The 12,596-nt window shown below is 63.9% G+C and carries 6 protein-coding genes; 4 read left to right on the plus strand and 2 right to left on the minus strand.

The window, feature by feature from the left end; translation table 11 throughout:
• Positions 1 to 310 precede the first annotated feature (310 nt).
• Positions 311 to 7,273: a VCBS domain-containing protein gene (locus tag IVB05_RS12370; protein WP_247784601.1), complete on the plus strand. Its 6,963-nt coding sequence runs from the start codon at positions 311 to 313 to the stop codon at positions 7,271 to 7,273.
• An 819-nt stretch (positions 7,274 to 8,092) separates the two neighbouring features.
• Here IVB05_RS12370 and IVB05_RS12375 read toward each other — a convergent pair.
• Positions 8,093 to 8,308: a hypothetical protein gene (locus IVB05_RS12375; RefSeq protein WP_247784603.1), complete on the minus strand. Its 216-nt coding sequence runs from the start codon at positions 8,306 to 8,308 to the stop codon at positions 8,093 to 8,095.
• Between the two features lie 681 nt (positions 8,309 to 8,989).
• On the opposite strand from IVB05_RS12375, the gene IVB05_RS12380 reads away from it, so the two are divergent.
• The 3 genes from IVB05_RS12380 to IVB05_RS12390 all read left to right on the plus strand — a co-directional run bounded on the left by IVB05_RS12380 (position 8,990) and on the right by IVB05_RS12390 (position 10,769).
• Positions 8,990 to 9,181, plus strand: coding sequence for a hypothetical protein (locus IVB05_RS12380; RefSeq protein WP_213256063.1), 192 nt, complete (start codon positions 8,990 to 8,992; stop codon positions 9,179 to 9,181).
• Positions 9,178 to 10,338, plus strand: coding sequence for a hypothetical protein (locus tag IVB05_RS12385; protein WP_247784605.1), 1,161 nt, complete (start codon positions 9,178 to 9,180; stop codon positions 10,336 to 10,338). The genes IVB05_RS12380 and IVB05_RS12385 overlap by 4 nt, the downstream gene beginning before the upstream one ends.
• An 89-nt stretch (positions 10,339 to 10,427) precedes the next feature.
• A complete protein-coding gene (locus IVB05_RS12390) occupies positions 10,428 to 10,769 on the plus strand; it encodes a GcrA family cell cycle regulator (protein WP_247784606.1) in 342 nt (113 codons plus the stop codon).
• A 288-nt stretch (positions 10,770 to 11,057) separates the two neighbouring features.
• Here IVB05_RS12390 and IVB05_RS12395 read toward each other — a convergent pair whose 3' ends face one another.
• Positions 11,058 to 12,410: a hypothetical protein gene (locus IVB05_RS12395; RefSeq protein WP_247784608.1), complete on the minus strand. Its 1,353-nt coding sequence runs from the start codon at positions 12,408 to 12,410 to the stop codon at positions 11,058 to 11,060.
• Positions 12,411 to 12,596: the final 186 nt, after the last annotated feature.

Below are 12,596 nucleotides of genomic sequence, written 5' to 3' on the forward strand. Positions count from 1 at the left end.
GATCGAAATTGAATCTGGCCTCCAGGAGATTTCGAATTCATCTCGGCCATCGGATGTTCCGATCGAGCCGTCCGTGACACTTGCGACTGATCCGCCGGGTACAGCGGATCCACTGATCAATTCACGATGTCTGCTTTTCTCGCCGATCGACGGCGCACCTTCGCTATCCCCTCATCAAGACAGCACGGTAGAATTCTGGACGGCCAGCAAGGCGTCCGCTCCATGGTTGTTCGAATCTGACGCGTCGCTCAACCGCGTTCGGGTTGCTTCCAAGTAACATTTGTATTTTACGAGTTGCGAGGTCGAAGACATGGCTACTCAGACAACCGACGGCGGCAGCACCACTTCGTTCTCTAATACACCGCAGGCGAAGGACGATATTTTTACGAGCGGGGTCACCGCCGCCGGCGTATCCATTTCGCTGACGGAAGATAACCTTCAGCCTGTCGTTTTCGATGTCATGGGAAATGACCTTGGAGGCAATGCCAAGACACTCTTTTCCATCGACAACGGGATTAATAACAGCGGCGCCATGAGCGGCTATAGCGCGGCTGATTTGCTGACGCAGGATACCGCGCGCGCCGAAGTCACCAGCACCGATACAAGCGTGAAAGGCGCCAAGATTTGGATCACGGCTGATGGTAAGGTTGGGTATGACGCGTCAACGTTGAGCGCTCAAATCGCCGCCTTGTCGGCAGGGGAGTTTTTCACAGACTCATTCATCTACGCTATCCGACTTGGCAATGGTACGCTGAGCTGGGCCACCGCGACGGTGAGAATCGCCGGGGTTAACGATGGCCCCGTTGCGGTAGCCGACACAAATGCGGTGAAGGAAGACAGCGCGCCGACCGCAGTCAGCGGCAACGTGCTCACCAACGATACCGACGTCGACACGCATGACACCCATAGCGTCACGGCAGTCAACGGCTCTGCCGCCAAGGTCGGTGCTGATGTGGCCGGCACCTACGGCACGCTGCACCTCAATTCCGATGGCACGTACATTTATACGCTCTACAACGGCCAGGCCAATGTGCAGGCGTTAGCGGCAGGTCAGCAGGTTTACGACACTTTCAGTTACACTAATTCTGACAATCATGGCGGGTCGAGCGCCGGCAATCTGACCATCACGGTTACCGGCACCAACGACATCGCCGTGATCAGCGGCGTCGCCACCGGCGGCGTCACCGAAGACGTCGGCGTCGTCGCCGGCAACCTCGCCACCAGCGGCGCGCTCAGCATCGCCGACGCCGACCAGGGCCAGGCCAACTTCACCGCCCAGGCCGGCACCGCCGGCAGCAACGGCTACGGCAGCTTCACGCTCGATGCCGCCGGCAACTGGAGCTACAGCGCCGACGACAGCCAGACCGCGGTCCAGCAGCTCGGCGCCGGCCAGTCGATCACCGATTCCTTTACCGCCGTCTCCTCCGACGGCTCCGCCAGCCAGCTCGTCACCGTCACCATCACCGGCACCAACGACATCGCCGTGATCAGCGGCGTCGCCACCGGCGGCGTCACCGAAGACGTCGGCGTCGTCGCCGGCAACCTCGCCACCAGCGGCGCGCTCAGCATCGCCGACGCCGACCAGGGCCAGGCCAACTTCACCGCCCAGGCCGGCACCGCCGGCAGCAACGGCTACGGCAGCTTCACGCTCGATGCCGCCGGCAACTGGAGCTACAGCGCCGACGACAGCCAGACCGCGGTCCAGCAGCTCGGCGCCGGCCAGTCGATCACCGATTCCTTTACCGCCGTCTCCTCCGACGGCTCCGCCAGCCAGCTCGTCACCGTCACCATCACCGGCACCAACGACATCGCCGTGATCAGCGGCGTCGCCACCGGCGGCGTGACCGAAGACGTCGGCGTCGTCGCCGGCAACCTCGCCACCAGCGGCGCGCTCAGCATTGCCGACGCCGACCAGGGCCAGGCCAACTTCACCGCCCAGGCCGGCACCGCCGGCAGCAACGGCTATGGCAGCTTCACGCTCGATGCCGCCGGCAACTGGAGCTACAGCGCCGACGACAGCCAGACCGCGATCCAGCAGCTCGGCGCCGGCCAGTCGATCACCGATAGCTTCACCGCCGTCTCCTCCGACGGCTCCGCCAGCCAGCTCGTCACCGTCACCATCACCGGCACCAACGACATCGCCGTGATCAGCGGCGTTGCCACCGGCGGCGTGACCGAAGACGTCGGCGTCGTCGCCGGCAACCTCGCCACCAGCGGCGCGCTCAGCATTGCCGACGCCGACCAGGGCCAGGCCAACTTCACCGCCCAGGCCGGCACCGCCGGCAGCAACGGCTATGGCAGCTTCACGCTCGATGCCGCCGGCAACTGGAGCTACAGCGCCGACGACAGCCAGACCGCGATCCAGCAGCTCGGCGCCGGCCAGTCGATCACCGATAGCTTCACCGCCGTCTCCTCCGACGGCTCCGCCAGCCAGCTCGTCACCGTCACCATCACCGGCACCAACGACATCGCCGTGATCAGCGGCGTTGCCACCGGCGGCGTGACCGAAGACGTCGGCGTCGTCGCCGGCAACCTCGCCACCAGCGGCGCGCTCAGCATTGCCGACGCCGACCAGGGCCAGGCCAACTTCACCGCCCAGGCCGGCACCGCCGGCAGCAACGGCTATGGCAGCTTCACGCTCGATGCCGCCGGCAACTGGAGCTACAGCGCCGACGACAGCCAGACCGCGATCCAGCAGCTCGGCGCCGGCCAGTCGATCACCGATAGCTTCACCGCCGTCTCCTCCGACGGCTCCGCCAGCCAGCTCGTCACCGTCACCATCACCGGCACCAACGACATCGCCGTGATCAGCGGCGTTGCCACCGGCGGCGTGACCGAAGACGTCGGCGTCGTCGCCGGCAACCTCGCCACCAGCGGCGCGCTCAGCATCGCCGACGCCGACCAGGGCCAGGCCAACTTCACCGCCCAGGCCGGCACCGCCGGCAGCAACGGCTACGGCAGCTTCACGCTCGATGCCGCCGGCAACTGGAGCTACAGCGCCGACGACAGCCAGACCGCGGTCCAGCAGCTCGGCGCCGGCCAGTCGATCACCGATTCCTTTACCGCCGTCTCCTCCGACGGCTCCGCCAGCCAGCTCGTCACCGTCACCATCACCGGCACCAACGACATCGCCGTGATCAGCGGCGTCGCCACCGGCGGCGTCACCGAAGACGTCGGCGTCGTCGCCGGCAACCTCGCCACCAGCGGCGCGCTCAGCATCGCCGACGCCGACCAGGGCCAGGCCAACTTCACCGCCCAGGCCGGCACCGCCGGCAGCAACGGCTATGGCAGCTTCACGCTCGATGCCGCCGGCAACTGGAGCTACAGCGCCGACGACAGCCAGACCGCGATCCAGCAGCTCGGCGCCGGCCAGTCGATCACCGATTCCTTTACCGCCGTCTCCTCCGACGGCTCCGCCAGCCAGCTCGTCACCGTCACCATCACCGGCACCAACGACATCGCCGTGATCAGCGGCGTCGCCACCGGCGGCGTGACCGAAGACGTCGGCGTCGTCGCCGGCAACCTCGCCACCAGCGGCGCGCTCAGCATTGCCGACGCCGACCAGGGCCAGGCCAACTTCACCGCCCAGGCCGGCACCGCCGGCAGCAACGGCTATGGCAGCTTCACGCTCGATGCCGCCGGCAACTGGAGCTACAGCGCCGACGACAGCCAGACCGCGATCCAGCAGCTCGGCGCCGGCCAGTCGATCACCGATTCCTTTACCGCCGTCTCGTCCGACGGCTCCGCCAGCCAGCTCGTCACCGTCACCATCACCGGCACCAACGACATCGCCGTGATCAGCGGCGTCGCCACCGGCGGCGTCACCGAAGACGTCGGCGTCGTCGCCGGCAACCTCGCCACCAGCGGCGCGCTCAGCATCGCCGACGCCGACCAGGGCCAGGCCAACTTCACCGCCCAGGCCGGCACCGCCGGCAGCAACGGCTATGGCAGCTTCACGCTCGATGCCGCCGGCAACTGGAGCTACAGCGCCGACGACAGCCAGACCGCGATCCAGCAGCTCGGCGCCGGCCAGTCGATCACCGATAGCTTCACCGCCGTCTCCTCCGACGGCTCCGCCAGCCAGCTCGTCACCGTCACCATCACCGGCACCAACGACATCGCCGTGATCAGCGGCGTCGCCACCGGCGGCGTCACCGAAGACGTCGGCGTCGTCGCCGGCAACCTCGCCACCAGCGGCGCGCTCAGCATCGCCGACGCCGACCAGGGCCAGGCCAACTTCACCGCCCAGGCCGGCACCGCCGGCAGCAACGGCTATGGCAGCTTCACGCTCGATGCCGCCGGCAACTGGAGCTACAGCGCCGACGACAGCCAGACCGCGATCCAGCAGCTCGGCGCCGGCCAGTCGATCACCGATAGCTTCACCGCCGTCTCCTCCGACGGCTCCGCCAGCCAGCTCGTCACCGTCACCATCACCGGCACCAACGACATCGCCGTGATCAGCGGCGTCGCCACCGGCGGCGTCACCGAAGACGTCGGCGTCGTCGCCGGCAACCTCGCCACCAGCGGCGCGCTCAGCATCGCCGACGCCGACCAGGGCCAGGCCAACTTCACCGCCCAGGCCGGCACCGCCGGCAGCAACGGCTATGGCAGCTTCACGCTCGATGCCGCCGGCAACTGGAGCTACAGCGCCGACGACAGCCAGACCGCGATCCAGCAGCTCGGCGCCGGCCAGTCGATCACCGATTCCTTTACCGCCGTCTCGTCCGACGGCTCCGCCAGCCAGCTCGTCACCGTCACCATCACCGGCACCAACGACATCGCCGTGATCAGCGGCGTCGCCACCGGCGGCGTCACCGAAGACGTCGGCGTCGTCGCCGGCAACCTCGCCACCAGCGGCGCGCTCAGCATCGCCGACGCCGACCAGGGCCAGGCCAACTTCACCGCCCAGGCCGGCACCGCCGGCAGCAACGGCTACGGCAGCTTCACGCTCGATGCCGCCGGCAACTGGAGCTACAGCGCCGACGACAGCCAGACCGCGATCCAGCAGCTCGGCGCCGGCCAGTCGATCACCGATTCCTTTACCGCCGTCTCCTCCGACGGCTCCGCCAGCCAGCTCGTCACCGTCACCATCACCGGCACCAACGACATCGCCGTGATCAGCGGCGTCGCCACCGGCGGCGTCACCGAAGACGTCGGCGTCGTCGCCGGCAACCTCGCCACCAGCGGCGCGCTCAGCATCGCCGACGCCGACCAGGGCCAGGCCAACTTCACCGCCCAGGCCGGCACCGCCGGCAGCAACGGCTATGGCAGCTTCACGCTCGATGCCGCCGGCAACTGGAGCTACAGCGCCGACGACAGCCAGACCGCGATCCAGCAGCTCGGCGCCGGCCAGTCGATCACCGATTCCTTTACCGCCGTCTCCTCCGACGGCTCCGCCAGCCAGCTCGTCACCGTCACCATCACCGGCACCAACGACATCGCCGTGATCAGCGGCGTCGCCACCGGCGGCGTCACCGAAGACGTCGACGTCGTCGCCGGCAACATCTCAACCAGCGGCGCGCTCAGCATCGCCGACGCCGACCAGGGCCAGGCCAACTTCACCGCCCAGGCCGGCACCGCCGGCAGCAACGGCTACGGCAGCTTCACGCTCGATGCCGCCGGCAACTGGAGCTACAGCGCCGACGACAGCCAGACCGCGGTCCAGCAGCTCGGCGCCGGCCAGTCGATCACCGATTCCTTTACCGCCGTCTCGTCCGACGGCTCCGCCAGCCAGCTCGTCACCGTCACCATCACCGGCACCAACGACATCCCGGTTGCGGTCAATGACAGCACCTCGGTGAACGAAGATGCCACCACGGCTAACCTGCGGTCCCTCCTGTTGTCGAACGACACGGATCCGGATAGTGGCGAGACCGCGACCCTGAAGATCACCGGCGTGACGCAGGGCGCCAAGGGCACGGTGGTTCTCAGCGACAGTGGTACGGCGTTCAACTTCAGCGACGACGTCTTGACCTACTCAGCCGACGGCAACGTGTTGGATGCACTGGCGGTGGGTCAAAGCACGACCGACACCTTCACCTACACAATAACCGACGCCCAAGGCGCCACCAATACCGCCACTGCGACGGTGACCATCACCGGCACCAACGACACCCCGGTTGCGGTCAATGACAGCACCTCGGTGAACGAAGATGCCACCACGGCTAACCTGCGGTCCCTCCTGTTGTCGAACGACACGGATCCGGATAGTGGCGAGACCGCGACCCTGAAGATCACCGGCGTGACGCAGGGCGCCAAGGGCACGGTGGTTCTCAACAACAACGGTACGCCATTCGACTTTAGTGACGACACCGTGACCTACACGGCCGATGGCAACGTGTTGGATGCGTTGGCGGTAGGTCAGAGCACCACCGACAGCTTCACCTACACAGTAACCGACGCCCAAGGCGCCACCAATACCGCCACCGTGATGGTGACCATCAACGGCGTCAACGATGCGGCGAACGACTTGATCTTCTCCTACACAGGTGCCTCAGGAAATTCGTTGCCGAGCGGCGCCTTTGGGCAGATTTCGGTCGTCGACCCGGATGGCGGCGCCCAGCCATATTCGTTCTCAGCCACCGGTCTTAGCGCAACGACTCTTGCGGGGGGAGTGGCGACTAACTTTGCCGGTGACCTTACAGTGAGTTCGTCTGGTGTCATCAGCGCCAGCAACCTGGACGACAATCGCGTGTATGAACTGTCCGTGCAAGTAACCCAGGGTACGAGCACTTTCACCGAGACCTTCAGCGTTATCACGGGCACGAACGCGAGCGACACCGTTACCGGCAGTGCCGCTGTCGGCGATGATGTAATCTTTGCGCAAGGCGCTGGCGACATCATCCTGGCAGGTTCCGGAGACGATACTGTGTTTGGTCAATCGAACGATGACCAAATCCACGGTGGCGCTGGCAATGACACGTTATACGGCGCAAACGGCAATGACTCATTTTTCTTTGACACTGCACTCGACCAAACAACTAATGTGGACACGATCAAGGATTTCAACGCCAACTCAGCGGACCAGATACATCTAGAGAACTCAATCTTCACCGCGCTGTCCGCCACAGGCGTCCTGAATGCAACCAACTTCAACGCAAGCGCTGGTGGCAACGCTGCGGATGGGAACGATTTCGTTCTGTACGATACCAGCAACGGCAATCTCTACTACGACGCCGACGGCAACGGCTCGGGTAACAAAGTCCTGGTTGCCAAGATCGATCCTACAGGGGTAAGCGGCACGGTGAATGCTGCGGACTTCCTCATTATCTAATCGCCTTGAGGCGAATGCATGTGGCTGGGCCGGCTCTTTGAGGCCGGTCTGACTGCTTTCTTGGCGGTGGATTGGGTCAGGGTGATTGCGGACTTCAAGCAGAGCGTGCTCAGTGTTCGTTCGTAGGCATCCGCAATCCCTGGACATTGCTCGAAAACGCCAATTTCGTAAGCGAATTCAAAGCGATTTGCCCCGTCCAGTCCCTCGCGCAAAAACAATTTCCTTCTCGGTCACCCCAAATCAGCACTATCAATTCCGCCGTCTCATCCCTCACGAGGGGCGGATCGCGAGTCGTCACGGACGCGGGGTGGGATGCGGTGGACGCAGCAGCGTCAGGCGCGAGAAGTTGTTCGCAGGGCGGTTATCCGTGAGCGAGCACGGCGCGCAGGACGTACGGCGCTGAAGCGTACGGCAAAACCGTGTGGTCCCGACACCCGTGGCTGGTGCCAAGCTGCCGGTGGCGAATTCGGTCCGACCGGATCGATTGTGCCATCAAGCCGGCAGCGATGGAGGCAAGACGAATTCGTCTCCAGGGAGAGCGCGGCATAAGCCGTCAAACCATTGCGCAGGGAATGCCGGAGTGCTCCGGCTGTACCTGTATGCTCGTGTGCGCACTTCCTCGTGCACATTGCACACGAGACCGCGGGTGCAGCAAGCACCCGGCATTCCCTGCTCCCTCATTTTAGAGGGAGGGAATTCCAGCAAACCTCGGGCGCAAATGCGCCGCGAGAAGGCGAGGTCATGTTTACGAACGTTGACGCAAACAAATTCACTATGCCCGGCAATGAACCGCGCCGGCGTGAGGTAGCTTGCGGCGCTTCAGGCTTCGTTCTTCGGAATGTACTTCCCGAGCACGCACTTGTAGCGCTGCAATCGCCATTCGCGATACGGCCCCTTGGCGAGCCAGTCGGCAATTCCGATCTGCGCGTTGACCGCGCAGGCGCTCATGGTGATGCCGGACTGGTCGCTGGTGGTGACGACTTTTTCGAGACAGAGCTGGCTGTTGCAGAGAACGGCGACGAGAGTGACGAGCATGGCGACCTTCGTTGATAAGGAAAATCCAATTCGTTCAGCTTCGTTCAACCAATGCAGGGTTCATGCCAACATTGGTGCACGCCGTTTTTTTGGACGCTCCCTTACGCGAATTGACCTGTAAATACGCAACCCTTCCGTAGCCGTGCTTTTTTGCGCGGGACGGATACCGGCAACGCCGGGGAAATGCGAACTGTGCTGAGAGTAGGGGCGGGCGTGGACGATTCGCAAAGCGTAGAACTACGGGACCGTGCCGGAATGGCCGTGACTGTCTTAACGCTGCAACAGTTTTGATTGCGCTGCCCGGGCTCGCGATGAATCGCACACTTCGTAGGATGGGTAGAGCGTAGCGAAACCCATCACCGTTCGGGCAGCAATATTGATGGGTATCGCTGCGCTCCACCCATCCTACAAATCGGGCTCGCTCGCTATTTGAGTTCGCTCGCGAAGCCGCAAGATTCAGATTTTCCGATTGATTTCGTCCTCGAAGCGCATTTCAGACTCAATCAGGACATCGCGCCATGTTGGTTTCGCGTTCCACGTGCAGAGCGGTTCCCTCCCGCGAGCAGAATGAGACATTCGTGCAACAACCATCGTCCGAAATTCCGGAAGGCGCATCGTTAAGAAGCTACTGCCTGCTCGTCGAGATATAATCGCATCGACGAATCCGAAAAGGAGTTTTCGATGTCGAAGTTTGCGATTGGCGAGCAAGTCGAAAACGTTGCCAACGATCACGAGTCGGGCACGGTTGTCGCCGTGTTTCCGACCGTTGACGGAAGCTTCAGATATGCCGTCGACACGGAAGGCTACGGCACACTCCAGTTCTTCGCCGAGGAGAAGCTGGCTTTCGCCGTTACGAGGCAGGGTGCCACATGACAGGCCGCGCAACCACGCAAGCGATCGCTGCGACCGAATTGACGGAAGGCGACAGCGATGCCGTGCGCATCAGGCATCAGCTTGACGCCTGGGCCAATGCCTCAAATCGCACCCCTAGATTGGTGGCAACACCTGCGGAAGACGTAAGCGTTGAATCATCCGGCGAGGTGCCGTTGCCGGCGACGAAGCGCGGCCGCGCCTCTCCGGCATCCAAGGCCGCCAAAGGCACCAAGGCTAAGGCAGCCAAGACAGCCAAGACCAAGGCGACCGAGGCCAAGACGACCGAGGCTGATGGCGAGCCGGAGGCGTCCAACGCGCCGCTTGAGCCGCCGACAGTTTTCGTCGCGCCTGCCGTGCCGGAGGCCGTTCCCGCCACCCCGGAACGCGCGCGCGCCAGTCGCGCCTTTGCCCTTGTTGCAGCGCTCGCACTGGCGACGGTTGCTGCCTATTTTTCAGTCGCGGGCATGGCCGAGATATTTCCCGGCGCGCCGGTTGCGGTCATGGTGCTCGCCGCCACCATGGAAGGCGGCAAGCTCGTGATCGCCGGATGGCTGGCCGCGCATTGGCGCCGGACCAACTGGAAAATGCGCTTCGTTATGGTGGGCCTGGTTGCCGGCCTTGCGCTGATCAACGCCGCCGGCGTGTTCGGCAAGCTGGTCGAGGCGCATGTCAGCGTCGCGGCCACGTCGCGTTCCGGCGTTACCGAGCGCCTTGAAGCGCTCGACGCCCGCGTCACGGCGCAAACGGCTGCCGTAGCCGATCTGGATAGCCGTATCGCGCAGATCGACCGGGCCGTCGACGAATCGACACGGCGCGGCCGGGTGACCCGGGCCATCAACATCGCCACGCAGCAGCGCCTGACGCGCGATGGGTTGGATACGCAGCGGCAGGCGGCAACTGCAACGCTGGTCGGTCTGCAGGCACAGCGCGCAGCGCTGGCTGGCGAACGTTCCCGCATCGAAGCATCCGCAGGCCCGATCCAGTATCTTGCGATGATGGTCGGCGTCGCGCCCGAAGTCGCGGTGCGATGGCTGATATTGTTGATGGTGCTGTGCTGCGATCCCGCAGCGATCGCCTTGACGGTCGCTGCGTCCGCTTCGCGAACTCGCGACCCGAGGCAAGAGCCAGCCGCAGTAGCCACTTCTCCAAGCTGGTGATGGCTGCATTAACGACGAGATGAACCATCGGCCCAGCACGATCAGCAACGACTCGCCTATTGCTAACATTCGGCGTATAAGTATCTCCCATGAGTTGGGATGCGAAAGACGTAGCACTGCTCAAAGAACTCTGGGCCGCGGGCCACAGTGCCGGTCAGATCGCAAGTCGGCTCGGCTACAGCCGCAACGCCGTGAGTGCCAAGCTGAAGCGCCTGGGCCACAAGCGGGGTCACAAGCCGCCGACGGCCAACCCCAGGATCGTGGCCGTGCCAACGCGTAAGCCAGCGTTGGCCGCAGCCTGTGCCCGGCCGGTGGATCGGGTGGTGTCGACGCGGAAGCCGGTCGCGAAGCAGACCAAGGAACTCACCAAGGAGCTAACCAAGCGTGAGCTTTACGCCATGCTGGCGAATGCGGTCAGGAATACGGGCTGACGCTTGCTGCCCCGGAGCATGATCTGGAAAAGTGTGAAGCGGTTTTCCCTCGCGACAAACGCGGAACGCGCTTGCGCGGAGATCATGCTCAAACAATAACCTGAAGCGCGGTGACGATTCGTCCCGAATTCATCGCGCTTTAGCGGGGAGCATTGGCAGGCGAGAGGATTGGTATGATCAATCCGCTCCTGACGGGAGCGGAGGCGAGGCGAGTTTGCAGCCTTCCCGCCAGCAGCCTTGCCGCCAGCAGCCTTGCCGCCATGGGCGGCAAGTGCGTGCCTGAACCGCTTACATCGTCCTGCCTTTGGACAATTTCGCGGTTCTCGCCCCTTTGGACAATTTTACGTTTCGCGCGCGTTTGGCCGCGCTGTAGTCGCCTCGAGCAGCCAGCCGCTTGCCCTTCTTGATCTTCGCTTCCGCCACATGCGTTTTCGGCTTCGCTTCCGCGGCCTGTGTTTTCGCTCCACCGCGGCGAGAGGCATATTCCCTTCCGTCGATCGGCGCCACGTGCGGCGGGTCCCTATCGAGATAGGGCCGTCCGATGCCAAATTCCTTGCCGCGTTCGTCGATCCATTTCCAGAGCTTTTCGGTAGAGACCCATCGCTGGCCCCGGGTCGCGCCCTTGACGCTCACGATATCGGCCGCAAGCCCGCGGCCATAGCCGCCACGGGTACTCCCGCCATGGTAGGACCTGTCGGTTGCAGCCTTCAGCCCGGTTGCGATCGATTGACGGTAGTCATCGCGGAACGCGCTGGTGATGCCGGGCTGCAGCCCGGCCTGTTCCGCGGCGTGGAGCGTATGAAAGAGCTTTATCTTGAAACTGCGATCCATACCTCCGATCACGTAGTCCATCATCGTCATGCCGACTTTTTCCGCCGCCTTCGGGTCTTTCCAGCCGAACTCCTCGTCGACACGCCTGGTAAAAGTCCTGGTGACAGTCACCGTTTTGCCCTTGCGCTTGACCGTCACTTTCCTCCGCTCATGCACCTTGATGGCATCGATCTTGGGCGCCCGTTCGTAGAGCGCCCACAGGTACCGATCGATGCAGATCTCCGCGACAAGGCACTCCTCATTGATTTCGATGGTGCTCACGGCCGGCAGGGCATTGTCGGGCGCCGTTGTAACTTCCTCGGGCGAAAACACCTGCGACGAATCGGTTGAGGCGACGACAAAAGGTTTTGGCTCATCCAGGCTTGGCGCCGTGTCGGCGGCCTTCTCTGGCGCGGGATCAGGCGTGCTTGCCAGCGCGCGCTCGGCGGATGGTGCTTCGGGCGGAACCACCTGCGACGAATCCGGCAGCGAGGCCACGACAAAAGTTTTCGGCTCATCCAGGCTTGGCGCCGTGTCGGTGGCCTTCTGTGGCGTGGCTTCTGCGGCCGTTGCCATCGCAACATCGCCGACGGCGGCGTTCGCTACTACGGTCGCCTGCGGTATGGCCGTGGGCCCGGTGCTTGCGACGAGCGTTGGTTCGTGGCGTTCCACGATTGACTTCGCGCCGGCGTTCTCGACGGAAGCGCCGATGTGCTGGGTGGAAGCTGAACCGAAGCCTGCGAGCCAGGCGAGAACACAGCTCGCGAGAGCCAGGCCCGCGACAAAATTGATTCGGCGCTGCGCCTTCGTTGCCAATCGCCATGGGTCCATGATCCGGCCTCCCCAGGCTCCGCATGAGCCCAATTACACAGCCAAGCACGCGACGACGCGCATTGTTCGCACTGCGAAATGAATGCGCAACTGCGGGAAGCTACGGGATCATCGAATTTTTTAAAAGTGTTGCTTCAATACAACGCGCGGCGGCGTGGAACTTGCTGTGTCATTCTGCGACGTCGG

It is taken from the genome of Bradyrhizobium sp. 170 (genome assembly GCF_023101085.1).
Taxonomy (GTDB): domain Bacteria; phylum Pseudomonadota; class Alphaproteobacteria; order Rhizobiales; family Xanthobacteraceae; genus Bradyrhizobium.